The 16,858-nt window shown below is 59.9% G+C and carries 14 protein-coding genes and 1 pseudogene; 9 read left to right on the forward strand and 6 right to left on the reverse strand.

Going from position 1 to position 16,858, the window contains the following annotated elements; all coding sequences use genetic code 11:
• Positions 1-139: 139 nt before the first annotated feature.
• Both carB and EIK79_RS05270 read left to right on the forward strand, forming a co-directional pair.
• Positions 140-3,351 (forward strand): annotated as a pseudogene (carB, locus tag EIK79_RS05265) (carbamoyl-phosphate synthase large subunit).
• A 76-nt stretch (positions 3,352-3,427) separates the two neighbouring features.
• Positions 3,428-3,703 carry a hypothetical protein gene (locus tag EIK79_RS05270; RefSeq protein WP_124954079.1) on the forward strand — a complete coding sequence of 92 codons (276 nt, stop codon included), beginning with the start codon at positions 3,428-3,430 and terminating at the stop codon, positions 3,701-3,703.
• A gap of 32 nt (positions 3,704-3,735) precedes the next feature.
• On the opposite strand, the gene EIK79_RS05275 is transcribed toward EIK79_RS05270, so the two are convergent.
• From EIK79_RS05275 to EIK79_RS05285, 3 genes are all read right to left on the reverse strand, one after another.
• Complete coding sequence (locus tag EIK79_RS05275; protein ID WP_124954080.1) at positions 3,736-3,996, reverse strand: IclR family transcriptional regulator; 261 nt, start codon at positions 3,994-3,996, stop codon at positions 3,736-3,738.
• A 243-nt stretch (positions 3,997-4,239) separates the two neighbouring features.
• Positions 4,240-6,867, reverse strand: a complete 2,628-nt coding sequence (locus tag EIK79_RS05280) for a penicillin acylase family protein (protein WP_124954081.1) — start codon at positions 6,865-6,867, stop codon at positions 4,240-4,242.
• A gap of 121 nt (positions 6,868-6,988) precedes the next feature.
• A complete protein-coding gene (locus EIK79_RS05285) occupies positions 6,989-8,125 on the reverse strand; it encodes a pyridoxal-phosphate-dependent aminotransferase family protein (protein WP_124954082.1) in 1,137 nt (378 codons plus the stop codon).
• A gap of 102 nt (positions 8,126-8,227) precedes the next feature.
• Here EIK79_RS05285 and EIK79_RS05290 point away from each other — a divergent pair, with 102 nt between their 5' ends.
• Together EIK79_RS05290 and EIK79_RS05295 are read left to right on the forward strand one after the other, a co-directional pair.
• Positions 8,228-8,479, forward strand: coding sequence for a hypothetical protein (locus tag EIK79_RS05290; protein WP_124954083.1), 252 nt, complete (start codon positions 8,228-8,230; stop codon positions 8,477-8,479).
• 149 nt (positions 8,480-8,628) lie between these two features.
• Complete coding sequence (locus tag EIK79_RS05295) at positions 8,629-8,808, forward strand: DUF7331 family protein (protein WP_124954084.1); 180 nt, start codon at positions 8,629-8,631, stop codon at positions 8,806-8,808.
• 85 nt (positions 8,809-8,893) lie between these two features.
• On the opposite strand, the gene EIK79_RS05300 is transcribed toward EIK79_RS05295, so the two are convergent.
• Positions 8,894-10,141, reverse strand: coding sequence for an NADH dehydrogenase subunit (locus EIK79_RS05300; RefSeq protein WP_124954085.1), 1,248 nt, complete (start codon positions 10,139-10,141; stop codon positions 8,894-8,896).
• A gap of 222 nt (positions 10,142-10,363) precedes the next feature.
• On the opposite strand from EIK79_RS05300, the gene paaK reads away from it, so the two are divergent.
• Genes paaK through EIK79_RS05320 form a run of 4 tightly spaced genes read left to right on the forward strand, consistent with a single transcriptional unit; the run spans position 10,364 to position 13,095 of the window.
• Positions 10,364-11,653, forward strand: coding sequence for a phenylacetate--CoA ligase PaaK (gene paaK, locus EIK79_RS05305; RefSeq protein WP_185715518.1), 1,290 nt, complete (start codon positions 10,364-10,366; stop codon positions 11,651-11,653).
• 41 nt (positions 11,654-11,694) lie between these two features.
• On the forward strand, positions 11,695-11,976 hold the full coding sequence (locus tag EIK79_RS05310) for a 4a-hydroxytetrahydrobiopterin dehydratase (protein ID WP_124954086.1): 282 nt from the start codon (positions 11,695-11,697) through the stop codon (positions 11,974-11,976).
• Positions 11,973-12,374: an LWR-salt protein gene (gene lwrS / locus EIK79_RS05315; RefSeq protein ID WP_124954087.1), complete on the forward strand. Its 402-nt coding sequence runs from the start codon at positions 11,973-11,975 to the stop codon at positions 12,372-12,374. Before EIK79_RS05310 ends, lwrS begins: the two co-directional genes overlap by 4 nt.
• 46 nt (positions 12,375-12,420) lie before the next feature.
• On the forward strand, positions 12,421-13,095 hold the full coding sequence (locus tag EIK79_RS05320; protein ID WP_124954088.1) for an HAD family hydrolase: 675 nt from the start codon (positions 12,421-12,423) through the stop codon (positions 13,093-13,095).
• Between the two features lies 1 nt (position 13,096).
• On the opposite strand, the gene EIK79_RS05325 is transcribed toward EIK79_RS05320, so the two are convergent.
• Positions 13,097-15,142: a molybdopterin biosynthesis protein gene (locus EIK79_RS05325; protein WP_124954089.1), complete on the reverse strand. Its 2,046-nt coding sequence runs from the start codon at positions 15,140-15,142 to the stop codon at positions 13,097-13,099.
• Positions 15,139-16,353 (reverse strand): molybdopterin molybdotransferase MoeA, encoded by a 1,215-nt coding sequence (locus tag EIK79_RS05330; protein ID WP_124954090.1) that lies wholly within the window; start codon positions 16,351-16,353, stop codon positions 15,139-15,141. The genes EIK79_RS05325 and EIK79_RS05330 overlap by 4 nt, the downstream gene beginning before the upstream one ends.
• A gap of 139 nt (positions 16,354-16,492) precedes the next feature.
• Here EIK79_RS05330 and EIK79_RS05335 point away from each other — a divergent pair, with 139 nt between their 5' ends.
• The gene (locus EIK79_RS05335) at positions 16,493-16,855 is read left to right on the forward strand and encodes an Hsp20/alpha crystallin family protein (RefSeq protein ID WP_124954091.1); all 363 of its coding nucleotides are present in this window, start codon (positions 16,493-16,495) and stop codon (positions 16,853-16,855) included.
• Positions 16,856-16,858: the final 3 nt, after the last annotated feature.

Below are 16,858 nucleotides of genomic sequence, written 5' to 3' on the forward strand. Positions count from 1 at the left end.
ACTGCCGTTTCCCCGTTGCTGCCGCCGGCTCGTGCCGTTAGTCAGGGACGCCGACGCGCTGTTTCCGAAATTCGTAATCGGTTTCCGTCTTTCGTAGAATTTCGCCGGGCTTATTACGATGTGCGAACGCTATCAGGTAATGAGTGACGAGAAGCGGACGATTCTGTTGATCGGAAGCGGTCCGATTCAGATCGGGCAAGCAGCCGAATTCGATTACTCAGGCGCACAGGCGTGTCGCGCGCTCGAAGAGGAGGGTGCGCGGGTCGTGCTCGTCAATTCCAATCCTGCGACGATCATGACTGATCCGGAGATGGCCGATAAGGTGTACATCGAGCCGATCACGACCGACGCCATTGCGGAAGTGATCCGCAAGGAGAACCCCGATGGGGTCATCGCGGGGCTTGGTGGTCAGACGGGGCTGAACGTGACGGCCGAACTCGCGGAGCAGGGCGTTCTCGAAGAACACGACGTGGAGATCATGGGGACGCCGCTTGACACTATTTACGCGACCGAGGACCGGGATCTGTTCCGCGAGCGGATGAAATCGATCGGACAGCCGGTGTGTCGGTCGGAGACGGTCACTGAGATGGATGAAGTCGAAGACGCCGTCGAGGCCGTGGGTGGACTCCCAGTGATCATGCGGACGGCGTACACGCTCGGTGGCAGCGGGAGCGGCGTCGTCGCGGAGATGGACGAACTGAAAGAGCGCGTCCGAAAGGGATTCCAGCTGTCGCGCAATCACGAGGTACAGATCACCGAGTCGATCGCCGGTTGGGTTGAGTTGGAGTATGAGGTGATGCGCGACGAGTCGGATTCGTGCATCATCATCTGTAACATGGAGAACATCGACCCGATGGGGATCCACACCGGTGAATCCACCGTTGTCACGCCGAGTCAAGTGATTCCCGACGACGGCCACCAAGTGATGCGGACAGCAGCGCTCGACGTGATCCGCGACCTCGGGATTCAGGGCGGCTGCAACATTCAGTTCGCGTGGCGCGACGACGGCACGCCGGGCGGGGAGTATCGTGTGGTGGAAGTCAATCCGCGCGTCTCGCGGTCCTCAGCACTGGCCTCGAAGGCAACCGGCTACCCGATCGCCCGTGTCACCGCAAAAGTCGCGCTCGGCAAGCGTTTGCACGAAATCGAAAACGAGATCACAGGCGAGACGACCGCGGCGTTCGAACCAGCGATCGATTACGTAGTGACGAAAGTTCCCCGGTGGCCCAAAGACAAGTTCGAGGATGTCGATTTCACGCTCGGGACCGCGATGAAATCGACAGGGGAAGCGATGTCGATCGGACGGACTTTCGAAGAAAGCCTACTCAAGGCGCTCCGATCGAGTGAGTACGAGCCCAGCGTCGACTGGGCGGCGATCGATGATGACGCGCTCGAATCAGCGTATCTCGAAACGCCAACCCCTGATCGTCCGTACGCCATATTCGAGGCGTTCGATCGTGGGTACAGCGTCGAGGAGGTTGTGGCACTGACAGGGATCGAACGCTGGTACGTCGAACGGTTCGGACGGATCGCAGAAGCCGCCAGTGCGGCACAGAACGGCGAATTCGAACCGGCTGCTGAAACCGGCTTCACGAACCGACAGGTCGCAACGATCGCCGCGGCGGAGGACACAGCCACGGCTGATGCGTCCGAATACGGATCCGGCACGGCGGCACCACAGGAGCAGATCGACGCGGTTGAACAGGCGGCTGTCGACCGGCAGTTCAAGCAAGTCGACACCTGCGCCGGTGAGTTCGCTGCCTCCACGCCGTACTACTACTCCGCGCGCGATCCAGTGAGTAACAGCGAGGCACAAAGCGCTGGTAGTTGGATACAGTCCGGCGATGTCGAGAACGATCACACCGAAGTGCAGGTCGATCGGGATGTCGATAGCGTTGTGGTTGTTGGCGGCGTCCGATCCGCATCGGACAAGGCGTCGAATTCGACTACTGTTCGGTACACGCGGTCCACGCGCTGGAGGAACTCGGTATCGAGGCCCACGTGGTGAACAACAACCCCGAAACGGTGAGCACGGACTACGACACGTCCGACGGACTGTTCTTCGAGCCGATCACGGCTGAGGAGGTCGCTGATGTCATTGAGGAAACTGGTGCCGATGGCGTGATGGTGCAGTTCGGTGGCCAGACATCGGTTAACATCGGCTCGTCGTTAGAAGCCGAACTCGACCGTCGGGGGGTGGACTGCACGATACTGGGCACCTCCGTCGACGCGATGGATCTCGCTGAAGACCGGGATCGCTTCAACGCGCTGTTGGAGTCGTGCGGCATCGCCCAGCCGGAAGGTGGTGCGGCGCGCAGCGAAGAGGAAGCGCTCGAACTTGCCCATGACATCGGCTATCCGGTGCTCGTGCGGCCCTCATACGTGCTCGGCGGTCGGGCGATGCGGGTCGTCTACAGCGACGAAGAACTGCAAACGTACATTGAGGAGGCCGTTCGCGTCAGTCCGGAGAAGCCGATCCTCATCGATCGCTTCCTTGAGGACGCTGTGGAACTGGATGTCGACGCGGTGTCCGACGGTGAGAACGTGCTTATCGGGGGCATCATGGAACACGTCGAAAACGCAGGCGTTCACTCCGGTGATTCGGCGTGTATGATCCCGCCCCGCTCGCTCGGGAGGGAGATCAACCGTCGCGTGCGCGAGGTCGTTGAGGACATCGCCCGCGAACTGTCGACCGTCGGGCTGTTGAACGTCCAGCTTGCCGTCCAAGACGGCGAGGTGTACGTCCTTGAGGCCAACCCCCGCGCCTCGCGGACGGTCCCCTTCGTCTCGAAAGCGACCGGCGTACCAATCGCAAAGCTCGCCGCGAAAGTGATGGCCGACCGGTCGCTACCCGAGCTTGATGTGACCGAACACGTGCCAGCGCAGACGAGCGTTAAGGAAGTCGTGCTTCCGTTCGACCGCCTCCCCGGTAGCGACCCCCGGCTCGGTCCGGAGATGAAATCTACCGGCGAGATCATGGGTACTGCACAGTCGTTCGGAAAGGCCTACGACAAGGCCCAAGACGCCACGGACAAACCGGTCCCGGCAGACGGAACGGCCGTCGTAGACCTCCCCGTTGATGGCTTCGAGGAGTACTTCGATATCGTGTCGTTCGAGGAGACCGAAGCGTTCGAGGAGGCGATCCGAGAGGGAGAGATCGACCTGATCGTCTCGCGCGACCGCGACCCCCTTGAAGTCGCCGTTGAGGAGTCAGTGACGTACTTCTCGACCGTCCCCAGCGCAGAGGCCGCCTTAGAAGCCATCCACGCCAAGGAGGACGATCTCGACGTGATGGCTGTCGAAGAACGCCCCACTAAAGAAGAATACTGGGGACAGCCCAAAAACGAGTAAGCGCTCTCGGGGAGTGCTGCTGTTCCCAGCGTCAGTATAACAGAAGAAATATTACTTGCTGCTTTCATGAGGATGCATGGCCGCTGTGACTCGTTCGGAAGCTAACGCCTACGGATTCCGACTGATTCGTTCGCTTCTATTTACCGTTTTCGGCGGCGGGAGCATGATCGCACTCGGATCACTGTGGTTCTCGCTCGGAATCCAGGGATCAGTGAGTGTCCTCTTGATCGGCGTAGTCACTGTCGTCCTCGGAGTGTGTGTGATCCTCTCGGGAGTGTCGGGGCTTTTCTATAAAATCATCGCTGATGGCGTCAAACGCGGTATCGAACGCGCGAACGAATCCGAGGAGTGATCCCGAAGCTCCATCCGTCAAACACCGATCTCCTACTCGTCGGTGTCGAGATACTGCTGTCCGATGTCTGTTAGATGATACCGGGTGTTGCATTTGCGCAGAAACCCGTGGTCACATAACGTCTCGCACCGCTTTTCGGCAAACGAGACGTGAAGTCCGAGCATTCCTGCCGCCTCAGGACACAGTCCCGGACCGTGTTTGCCGAAGTAGGTGAGCAACCGATCGTCGACCGATAACATCCAATCGAGCGATTCCACACTGTCCCAATCTGATCGTTTCGAGTTCGCACTCACATGTGTCACCGTACTGCGTAGCTGATAGTCGTTTGTTACTGACTACCATATCATTAGACACCATTCGTGATAAATATTGCGACCCTAGAAATGGAATTCCCACGATTATCCATTACCATCGTTAAATACTCTCCAATACAACGCAAATAATGTTCAACCGGATCTATAGTGGAAAATCGTTTAGTTTTGAGCGCCGGTTAACCGTGTCCCCCAACCAAGACCGGACAACCGACCGACCGCGGTTCACTCTTCGTCCTGATCCAGCAGACGGCGCATGAACCGCGTTTGTTGGGAGACAGAGAGTTGACCGGTCGGTTCGAGTGGCTCATCGAGTGAGGGGGATGAGACCGTCAGATCATGGCGGTCGGTGGCGATCGATTCGACCTGTTCGCGGGTGTATGCGTTCGGAACGTACTCGAACGCCACGTACTCTTCGAGTTGATCGGTCAGCCGGTCCGGTTCGTCATCAGCGAGTTGGGTTGCCAACAGCTCACCGAACGACATGTGGCCGCTGTTGGCCGGTGCGAGAACGTGGCGCGAGCCGTCGAGTCCCGTTCCCATTGCGACGGCTTGGTTGTACGTCGCTCGGTTGACCATCTCGATCGACGTTTGAAGACTCGCGCCGAGCGAGCGGAACGTCGATCGACGAACTGACAGCAACCACTCACTCGGATCGGCGCTGTCATAGCGGTCTTCGAGTGTTTTGGCGGCTTCTGTGAGCGCAGACCGGAGGCTAGACCGGTGAGAGTCCCCGGCTCCGCCGTCCGGGGCCAACCACTGGTGATCAGTGCGTCCGGCAAGCGCGTCGACTAGTGTCGTCTCCTGTCGTGCTCGTCCGTGATCAGCGGCGTGTCTCGTGACTGGTGGATCGAACGTTAGCACGGGGCTGAGATCACCCAGTTCGTCTTCGAATGCGAGGCGCTGTAGCTCCCGGCGAGTTTCCTCCCAGATCGCCATCCCGCCCGAATCATAGCGACCGTCGCCGTCGTCGTCGCGCCACGGATATCCGCGTTCGCGCCACTGATCGAGTTCATCGGCCATCGATCGGAGCTGGTCGTCATCGCTCGTTCGGCCGGCTTGAACGAGCGCGGGCACCGTGTAGGACGCAGCCGCGTCGCGCGTGCCGGCGCGCTCGATGATCCGTTTCACGTCCGCGAGCGAAATCGGACCGTTTTCGATCGCTTTCCGAGTGAGACGATCGAGCAGGTCGACGCGGTGTGCACTCCCCCACTGCTGTGGTCGGTCGCCTGCTCGCCACCCTGCACACGGTCCGTTGTTCCAATTCACGACGTAGCCACTCGATGGGTTCGTGACGTGGGTCTCAAGTCCGAGTCCAACGCGCAACTCCTGCCACTCGTGGGCAGCACCGGGTGTTGGTAGCCGATGGTCAAGCGCCGGATTACGTTCCGGAACCTTCCCCGTGTGGATAAAGGCGATGTTCTCCTCGTCAACGTAGTGGAAGTTGAACGTGAACGGGAACGCAGACAGCCGCTCTTTGAATCCTGCTATATCGTTCTCAGTTCCGATGTTGGCCCACATGAGCGCGGCGTCAAGTTCTTGGTGACGAGTCGTCGTGCGCTGACACCACGCGACTCGCTCCGCCGGGTTCCACGCGATAACTGGCATCTCGCTGCCGTTTTCCTCGATCCGGGCAACCTCTTGTTCGACGACACGAACGTCGGGGTCGCCCTCCACAATCGAGCCGAGAATCGACGCCCGGTGAACGACGGTCTCGGTCGCCATCTCGTGGTACTCCCCGTTCCACTCGTATCGGTGATCGTCCTCGGGATGAAGATCGACGGCAATGGTGTCGACCTGATCATCGCGCCCACTCGTCACCGTCCACGCGAACTCCGGCGTCCGCCCGACGATGACGCCTGGTGCGCCGACCGTGCCGATTCCCGTCACGTCGTAGTCCGCGCCGTGGAGACCGATCTGATGGATCACCGGCGGTTTGAAATATCCCATCTGGGGCCCACCCCCTAACATCGGCTGTCCCGTTTCAGCGTGCTCCCCGCTCACGATGAGCGCGTTACTCCCCCATTTGAAGCCCTCCATGACGCCCTTGCCGCGCCTGTCCAGCAGATCAACGAGTGAAAAATCGGTCTCGATGCCCCACGGTTCAGCGCCCAACGCGGCGTTAACAAACCGGAGTTGCTCGTCAGGCACGTCCTCGTAGTTGGGCACGTCCTCACCACCGTCGACCGTCAGTTCCGCTTCCTCGATCGACGTGGTGTGTGTCTCCCGAATCCGGAGCCAGTTCCGATCCCCGAACGCTTCGTAAGCCGCCTGCTCGTCGTCGAGTGACTGTTTGAGCCGGGCAAGCTCGCGCGCATTTGCGAGTTCGTCACCGCCGCCGATACCGAATCTCCCGATGAGATAACTCAACGCCGCGATCGAATCCATTGCCGACCACGGCTCAGGAGCGTGAGCAAGCGCGGTGAACGTTCCTGGAAGTTGTCCGTGAGTTGCCATCTCGATCATTTTCCGGTTCACGCCATCAGCAAACGCGTCCAAAAGCAACTGTGTCCGCTCCGACGCGCGCTCATACTGGGCTTTGATCTCCGCTTTGCTGTACAGATCCCGCCGAACCTCGATGTCGGATTGTAGCTGTGAGGGACCGAGTACACCCGCGCTGTCGCCGTACCCGACGTGTCGGAGTACGTCCATCTCGAACAGTCTATCACGCGCCTGCACGTAGCCGTTCCCGAACGCCAACGCGTACAGATCCTCAGCGTACACGTGGCTGACGCCGTATGCGTCCGTGAAAATCGTCGCGCGTTTTCCATCTGTCCCGCGAACCGTCTCCACTGAGAGACTGGTCCCACCCAACAACACGCCGGTCGATCGGAGAAACGTGCGCCTGTCCATATATTGTAATCAATTGATGTATAGTGATAAAACATCTACCAGGAGTATCGGGGTATTTATCTGGCCGTATCGGACTGAAAATTCAAGCCGCGCGTTCGTCGTTCGAGCGCGCGTTGGTAGGCTACGAACGGCGCTGTTCGAGCGATTCTTCGAGGGCTGTGAGAAGATACTGGACGTTCGCGAGCCGGGCAGACCGGCCCATACAGCCGATGCGGAACACCTCTCCGGCGAGATCTCCGAGTCCCGCAGCGATTTCGATGCCGTACTCGCTTAATAGATGGTCGATGAGCACCGACTCGTCCACATCGTCTGGAACACGCACGGTGTTCAAACTGGGGAGCCAGTACTCCTCGGCAGCGTACCGGTCAAGACCGAGATCCGCCAGCCCCGAAACGAGTGTTCGTGCCACCTCCCGGTGGCGTTCCCAGCGCCGCTCGATCCCCTCCTCTGCGACCAGTCGGAGGGCCTCCCGAAGCGCGTACACGTTCGTGATCGGCGCGGTGTGATGATACGAACGTTCTGTGCCCCAGTATCCTTCTAGTAACGACAGATCGAGATACCACGACCGGACGGGCGTCTCGCGGGTGAGGATCCGATCCATCGCCCGATCCGACAGCGTGATCGGACTCGCTCCTGGTGGACAGGAAAGACATTTCTGAGCGGCCGAATACGCGATGTCGATGTCCCACGCGTCGACGCGCAGCTCGACACCCCCGAGCGAGGTGACAGTGTCCGCGATCACGAACGCGTCGTGAGCGTGAGCGATCGCAGTCAGTTCGGACACCGCGGGCTGGCGGACACCGGTGCTTGTTTCGGCGTGAACGAATCCGAACACCTCTGGCTGGTGGGTTTCGAACGCATCACGCACGTCAGCCGGATCGAGTGGCTCGCCCCACGGTGCGTCGACTGAGACAACCGCACCACCAGCCCGTTCCGCCATGCTCGCCATTCGGTGGCCGAAATACCCGTTTGACGGCACGAGCACCGTATCCCCTGGCTCGACCAAGTTGGCGAACGCCGTTTCCATCGCTGCCGATCCCGTCCCGCTGATCGGGAGCGTCCACTGGTTGTCCGTCCGAAACACGTATCGGAGCAACTCCTGGACCTCGTTCATCACGTCGAGAAAAGCGGGATCAAGGTGGCCGACCAGCGGCGTTCCCATCGCGCGCAACACTCGGGGGTGAACATCGCTCGGACCGGGACCCATGAGCGTTCGCACCGGCGGTGTCAGTTCGTCAACAACTGGTGCGTCGGTCATACGCCGTAGCTACTGCCAACGGCGGGAAAAGCACACCGGTACAACCATCTACAGATTGAAAAGTACAAAAGATATATACCACATACTGAATTACATTATTATATGAGTAAAAAGAAATCTTTACGTATGGCGATCAGTGAACTCCGGGAGCTAGGCGAGCACGTTGCGCATCGTCGCGATCTCCAGAAATTGTATGCAGCTGAACTGTTTGTTCTACTGATTACAGTGACCGCAGTCGGCTTCAGTATTGACGCTGGTGTGCTCTCCTTCATTGAGGGAATGGTGTTGTTGGCCGTGGCTACGATGATTGAGCTACTGGTTGAGGCGCGCGTCACCGGCTCTGGTCGTCGATAACAATGGGGACCACTGGCGTCGGACTACCGGTCGCCGTTTTTCGACTAGCTTTTCCGTATATTCAGATGATACCACACACCGTGGCATCATAATACGATATTATTATTTAAACACAGAGTATATATCGTGCTGAGAAATAGCAAAATTTGATGGGAGAACGACCGGACACCATCGATGATTCATTTCGAGTAGACGCAGATAGTTCCCTTCCCGTACCCGATCTCGATGAGTATGCGTCCTACGAGGATGGGGATAGATACGTCATCTGTGATCGATCGAACGCCAACGCGTGGATCAGATCGGATAGTCCAACGACGTTGTCTCGGTGAGTCGGTGCAACGAGATTCCGCTACCGGGAAGCAACGCTCAGAGACCACGACCGTTTTGCGTCAGCATGACTGTGACAGCAGGCCGTTATCGACACTCCGAACAGACGTATCGGGTTGGATCGAGCATCGGTTCGTCCAGTGGGGGAATAACGTGTGACCCACACGTCACACACCACGTCCAGTAGCTGATCCCGGTCCCGATATCGTCCGCCGCACGAGTCGCCCGAACACGATCATCCGTCTCGATCTCGATACAGCGTTCCGAAACGGCGGTCACCGTCCCATCGATGGAAGCGTGGTGTGGGATGCTGATACCCGTGGAACTGGGCGTGGCGATCATCTGTCCCGTCTCGACGCGGTCACCCGGTTCAACGATCGGCTCACTCGGTTCGACGACACCCTCGAACGCGGCGTTAGTGATCATCGGAATTCGCACGTACTCCGGGGTGATCGTCGCCGTCGGTTCGGTTTCCATCTCGTGTTCGCTGCGATCGTACTCCGCGAGGATGTTGATTCGGTTCCCCCCGAGCGTATGCTTTGTTGCGGTCTCCGCGTCGATCACGAGAAGACAGTTCGTACGCTTGCGGATGCCGAACCGATCGGGTGGTTCATCGATCGAGAAACACCACCCCGGTCCGCCATCAGCCAGCACCGCGTCGGCTGGCAGTTCCGTGATTGGACGGCCGGCCGCCCGAAGCAGCTCGGTTGCAGGCGTCCCGATCGGTGCCCGTAAAAACCGATGCCGGGGTACCATGCCATCAACGTGGACGTACTTATGCGTCACCGGCGTGCCGTCCGCGAGGGTTCGATACAGGTTGTAGATGGATTCGGTGTTTTGAACGATCCATCCGTGATCCATCGGCAGATCGTTACCGATCACCGTGTCGTCAACGATTCGGAGCAGCACGCTTTCCATTCCGTATTCGTATCGGTCGTCCGTGTAGGCGAAGACGACGCCGGTCTCAGTGTCGTCGATTGGCAGTTCGTCGGGCTGATACACGGTCGCGTCGGTCGCTGCTTCCAACTCCCTCGTGTGCTCGTCGCGGTCGACTTCCTTTGCGGCCACAACGATCACGTCGAACAGCCGATCGAGCAGCGCGTCGAACAGCGCCGCCAACGCCGCCGTATGCGTTCGCCCGAGCCATTTGTCGACGAAGAAGTTCGGTTCGCTCTCCTGATGGTTTATGAGTAACGAATCAACACCTTCCGCGCGCTCCCACTTGGCGTATGAAGGGAATCCAGCCCCGCCGGCTCCACTGATACCGGCGTTGCGTATGGTCGTCGTCAGCTCCGGTACAGCTGTTTGATCGAGCCGTGATAGCGAGACACCCATGATTTATTGTTATATTGCCCCCACACCTCTATAGAACTTTTGAAATTTACCATTCAACACAATAAATGAGCCATTCGTGTACATGTTGAATCGGCAGTCACCTCGCAGGGTAGGGCTGTTTTCTCCGAAACGTCCAGTTCATCTGTGGTGACATTCATCCGTTCGCCACCTCATGTCAAACTGACCCAAACGCATTTGACATGGCATTACAAATTAACATTAATGTCGTATAGTATGATCGAAACGGCTGACCGAGAGCAGTTGCGTGCGTTACAGTCCGAGCGACTGCGTGATGTCGTGGCGTACGCCCGCGAGAACGTGCCGTTTTACCGGGAAGCGTTGGACGACGCCGGCTTGTCGCTGGGTGACATCGACGGGATCGAAGACTGTTCTCGACTGCCGTTCACCACCAAAAACGACTTTCGAACGGAGTATCCCGATGGATTGTTCGCGGTCGAGTGGGACGCTGTCCAGCGGATTCACGCGTCGTCGGGAACGACTGGCAGACCGAAGATCGTGTCGTACACCGACGAGGATCTCGGCGTTTGGCGGTCGGTGATGGCCCGGTCGTTGGTCACAGCAGGCGTCACGGCGGACGCTGTCGTTCAGAACGCGTATGGGTATGGGTTGTTCACTGGCGGGTTGGGGTTTCACGACGGTTGTGAGGAACTCGGGGCGACAGTGATCCCTGTCGGCGGAGGAAACACGGCGAGACAGATCGAACTGTTAGTGGATCTCGACTGTGATGTGCTTGCCTGCACGCCGTCGTACTGTCTGTATCTCTCCGAGGAGATGGAACGGCGATCGATCGATCCACACGAGCTTCCCCTCTCGACAGTGTTGATCGGTGCTGAACCGTTTACTGATCCGATGCGCGAGGAGATCGAGGCGGCACTGGGTGTTACCGCCATTGATGTGTACGGGCTGTCGGAGATCATCGGACCCGGTGTTTCGATCGAGTGCGCGGCGGCACAGGACGGACTCCACGTCTGGGAGGATCATTTCTATCCCGAGATCATCGATCCCGAGACTGGCGAAGTGCTTCCGGATGGCGAGCGGGGTGAACTCGTTATCACGACGCTCACCAAAGAGGCTCTTCCACTCTTACGCTACCGGACGGGCGACATCACGTCACTCACCCGCGAACCGTGCGCGTGTGGGCGCACGCACGTCCGAATGGACAACGTCGCGGGACGAACCGATGATCTACTCATCGTTCGTGGTGTGAACGTGTACGCCAGTCAGATCGAGGCGGCGATGCTCGATATCCGGGATGTCGCCCCCCACTACCGAATCGATCTCAGTCGAGAGGGTGCGCTCGATCGGATAGCAATAACGGCCGAGCACCACGAGAGCTACGAAGATGATCCCACAGCACTCGAAGCACGGATTCTCGATCGGCTGGACACAACGCTTGATCTAACACCGGATGCGATCACCGTCGTCGAACCCGACACGATCGAGCGCACAGAAACCGGAAAGGTGCAGCGGGTGTTCGATCATCGAGACTGAGCACCCCGACTGTTATGTGCGATCCCGCCGTTCGATCGGGTATGACGGAGACGTTATCCGACGAGGAGATCGAGGCGTCGCTGCCCGAACGCTGGGAACGCGACGGTGAGGAGATCGTCCGAACCTACGAATTCGACAGCTACCTCGACGGCGTTGGATTCGCGGCGGGAATCGGTGGGATCGCCCAGTCAGCGTTCCATCACCCCGAGATAACGATCGGGTGGCGTGAGGTCGAGGTACGTCTCACGACCCACGACGCGGGCGGTGTCACCGAGAAAGACATCGATCTCGCTGAGCAGTTCGAGGACCTTCGTGAATCGTGACCGATCTAACGGCAGAGTACGTCTTTCGCGTTCGCTTCCGGCTGCAACCCGACCCGGACGTTCGGATCGATCCCGAGACGTTCGAGACGCTACTGTCGTGGCCCGCCGCTCAGCCGGGAGCGGAGGACTGGCTGTTTTTCCGCGATCATCTCTGGCGTGGTGCGGTCAACGACCAGCTCCCGCTCCGTGAGTTGGCTGAGAACGCGCTGGGATCGGTTGCTGTTGAACACGTCGCGTTCGTCGAGTTGCGAACCAGTGAGGCGTATCTCGACGCGCTGAAAGCCGCCATCAAGAACGCGCTCGAACGCCAACCGTCGCCGTTCGGGAACGCCGCGAGTGCCGACGAAGTGATAAAAAACTACCTCGGAAGTTCGATTCACGTCCGGGAGCCACGCTGAAGTCAGCAGAAAAGCTAAGCGTGTTCGCAACGTACAGAGTTGTCCGATGGATTCGACGCTTGAGTCGTACGATTTTTGGGTATTCGATCTCGACGGAACCCTTGTTGATGTTGAATCGAGCTACACGAGCGAAGTAATAACGACCGTCGGGGACCGACTCGGCCACGAGTTTTCTGAGTGGGAGACGACGGCGCTCTGGTATGGATTCGGCACCCACCGCAACACCCTTCTTGCGGAGAAAGGGATCGATCCAGCCCACTTCTGGTCCGTGTTCCACGACGTTGAGGACGCCGAGGCGCGCGCGGCAGCCACGTTCCTGTACGACGACGCCGAGCGACTCCTCTCGACGCTTGACTGTCCGATCGGCGTAGTAACACACTGCCAGCGGTATCTTACTGATCCGGTGCTTGATCAGCTCCACATCCGAGACTGGTTCGACGCCGTGTTCTGTTGTACTGATGAGACTGGCTGGAAACCGGATCCGACACCGGTGTACGAGACGCTCGCACGGATGGGCGTTCATAGCAACGACGCCAGCGATGCGGGGGTGCTCGCCGGCGACAGTCCACAGGACATCGGCGCGGCGTGGAACGTCGGACTTGACGGCATTCACGTCGAACGGCACGGCCACGACAGACGCGGGATCTGTGTTCTCGGTGACCAGCGGGTGGCACAACTCGACGAGATCGGTGCCTCCCATCGCAGCCCCGCAACGGATTGAGCTACAGCCGATCGTAACCAGGGCGGTCATCGAAGCTGTCTGCGTCAGTGATAGCCGACGCGGCCGTCGAATCCGTGTTGATACCCACACCGGCCGCCGACAGAGCGGCACCGAGTGCGGTCACGCCGTCTTTGTCCGTTCGATCCGGGTGTGCCAGCACGAACACGCGTTCGGTCCCCACCGGAACGAACCCGACATCAAGCCGATCAGCGGTCGACCGAAGCCCGAGTCCGACAGCAGCCGTTCCGTCACGTACCGACTGCACCGGACTTTCGTGGGCACGAACAGCGAACTCGAATCCATCGATCGAGTCGATACACGCTTGGGGCGATTCCGATCGCTCGGCTGCCAGCGCGTCGATCGCGTTGGTGAGCGTCGCTCGCAGCCCTGAATCAGTGGTCCGGTTAACAAAACGGAGCTTCCGATCGACGAGATCCGCCAGTCCGGTCACGTCGGCGGGATTGCCCGCTGGAACGACCAGCCCCCACTCTCGTGTCCACCCGCCCAGTAGCGTCGCTTCGAATCCGAGCGCGGCGGTGAGACTGGATTCGAGATCGTCCTCGTCGGCGGAGGCCGCGGTCGAAACGGTTCCAGAGGTGATGACTGCGACATCAACGACGCCGTTTCGCAGCCGTCTGCGACCTGCTTGGCTCCCCATTCCGAGATAGCGGGGACGATCAATGCGGTCGAGCAGTTCCGAAAACGCGGGATCGTCCTCACCGACACCGAACACCGACGGCGGACGAACAGCCGGAGAGAACAGCGACACCTCGACGCGTTCTCCCGTAGAGATCTCGTGAGTATCGGGGTGCATCTCCACGACGCCGTCGGCTTCGACGAGGCTTGTCGTCGCTCCGCTCCCTTTATCGACGGGGTACACGAGTAGCTCGCCGTCGAGACCGATCTCAGAGACAGTATCGTCACTAGCAGTGGTATCGACAGCACGTGTTTCGTCCGAACCGCTCTCGACCAGCCCAACGGGAAGCAAACGCAACCGTCCTTCGCTGTACCGTTCTCGGTGTGCCATCCGACCCGTGATCGTCGTGGTCCGCGGAGTCGGCTGTCCGGCGGCGCGCCGGATCGCTGGCGCGAGAAACGTGTCGAATATCGTGAGTGCTGAGACGGGATAGCCGGGGAGTCCGACGTAGGCGGCGTTTTCGAATTCACCAACCAGCATCGGCTTGCCGGGCTTGACCGCCACGCCGTGAACGAGGAGTTCGCCTTCCTGTTCGAGAACGCGGTAGACGACATCGACCGCACCAGCACTCGTCGATCCCGACGATACCACGAGATCACACTCGTTTGCAGCCTGTCGGAGCACGCGCTCCATCTCCTCGTAGTCATCACCAGTGTGTGGATACCGTTCGACGGTGCCACCAGCGGCTTCGACGCCAGCCGCGATCGTGTAGCTGTTGACATCGTAGATCTGTCCGGCTGCGCTGTTCAGTGGCTTCCCCGGACGGACGAGTTCCTCGCCCGTGGAGATGATTCCGACGCGCGGCGCACCAACGACTGGTACCTCACTGACGCCCAGTGCAGAAAGGAGACCGATCTCACGAGTGGTCAGTCGGGTTCCCGGACCGAGCGCCCGCTCGCCCGCCGCGATGTCCGTGCCGGCAGCCATCACGCGTTTGCCGGGCGCAGCGCTCGTTCGGAGCTCAACCCGACCGTCGCGTTCATCGGTGCGCTCAACCATCACGACGGCGTCTGCACCCGCCGGCAGCACCGCTCCCGTCGAGATCGCCACACATTCGCCTGACTCGATTTCCGTCTCTGGCTCGGTTCCCGCGTGGATGGTTCCGACGCGATCGAGTTCGACAGGATCGGTTTCAGTAGCGCCGAACGTGTCCCGCGCTTTCACCGCGTAGCCGTCGACGCTCGCCCGGTCGAACCCCGGAACGTCGATCGGAGCGTCAAGTCGTTCAGCGAGGACACGACCCCGTGCTGCTCGCAGCGGCACCCGCTTGGGATCGCCAGTGAGATCGAGCGATTCGATGGTCTCATGAACCGATTCGGGCGACGCCAGCTCTCGGAACTCCTTTCTCATCGGTGTGCCTCCCAGTTTTCGACCGTAACCAGTTCGTCTTCCGGAATCCCTTCGCGTGATTCGGGAACGACGACCCATCCATCCGTGAAGGCGACACTTGAGAGGACTCCCGCGCCGCTCGCGTAGGTTGTTGTGGCGATCGGTTGCTCTCCGGATCGTTCGATCGTTACGCGCGCGTACGTCCGCACACCCGGCTCGCTGTGGATCTTCTGGGCAAGGCGGGCCTCGGTGGTGGGGTGTGGCTCACACGGATAGTGGCCGACGTGCTTGACCAACGGCCGGAGAAACTGCACGGCAGTGACGATGCAGGCGACCGGATAGCCGGGCAGCATGACGACCGGCGTCTTGTCGACGACGCCGAGAGCAACCGGATGACCGGGCGAGAGTGCCACCCCGTGGACGATCACTGTTCCTCGTTCCGAGATCACGGATGGAACGAGATCACGCTCACCGACGCTTGTGCCACCGGTGGTGACGACGATGTCGGCGGTGAGGTCCCGCTCGATGGCGGCGCGCAACGCCTCGAACTCGTCAACCACGATGTCCCGATAGATGGGTGTTCCACCCCACCGGTCGACGTACTGAGCGACCGTCTGGCCGTTGGTCTCGATGGTCTCTCCCGGCTCTGGTGTGGATTGGACTAACTCTTCACCAGTCGGAATCACGCCCACAGTCGGGCGTTCGTACACCGAGACTTCCGAGACACCCGTGGATTTGAGCAGCCCGAGATCGGACGGCCGAAGCTGATGGCCGGGATCGAACAGTCGCTGTCCTGTCTCCACGTCTTCACCGACCGGAGCGACGTTCTCCCCACCCGCGACAGCTCCGAAGATCTCCACCTCTTCCTCTTCGTCGTGGCGTTCAGTTTTCTCGACCTGTACCACCGCATCAGCGCCTTCTGGGAGCTTCTGGCCGGTGTCGACCGGAACGACGCTGTTCGGACCGACTGTTTCGGTCGCTCTGAGTGTCACCGGCGAGCGATCGTTCGCCCCGAACGTGTCCCGAGCGCGAACGGCCCACCCATCCATCGCCACCCGCCGGTAGGCTGGAACGTTACGGTTGGACCGCACAGGCGCAGAGAGCACCCGCCTGTCCGCGTCCGAGACAGACAATCGCTCGGTTTCGGTGAGCGGCTCCGTGATCTCGAACAGTTGTTCTTGAGCAGCCTCCACCCGGGTTACCGAACTGAACCCTCCGCTCGCGTCCGTCATATCTGACCGTCACCGCGATGTAACAAAAACGTCCCGGGGGAAAGGGAACGGGACGGACGAAGAGCGCACCAGATAGGAGTGACAGTGTGATCGAACGTGTTTCGGGGGTTTTTTCGCCTATGCGGCTCTAGGTATAGGTATGTCTGCCCTACGTGATGCGGTTCGGGAACTTGGGTTGCCCGATTCGGTGTTCGTCGATGTGGGGGAGTCCGACGACGCGTACGTCCTTGTCGTTGATCTTCCGGGAGCAACCTCGGAGACCGTAGACGTGTGGGTGAACGATCGCCAGCTCCGAATCGAAGCCCGCCGCGAAAAGGAGTCCCCGACCGAGTTCCGGTATCTTCAGGAGGATCGGTCGATGTTCATCGATATCACGCTACCGCTTCCGCCGGATGTCGACACCGACGCGGACGTAGACGACGGGGCGACCATCCACCGGGGCGTTCTCGAACTCAGATTGCCGAAGTCGACCGGGCGTCGGATCCCGATCACGGAGGGCTGAGGT

It is taken from the genome of Halocatena pleomorpha (genome assembly GCF_003862495.1).
GTDB lineage: Archaea > Halobacteriota > Halobacteria > Halobacteriales > Haloarculaceae > Halocatena > Halocatena pleomorpha.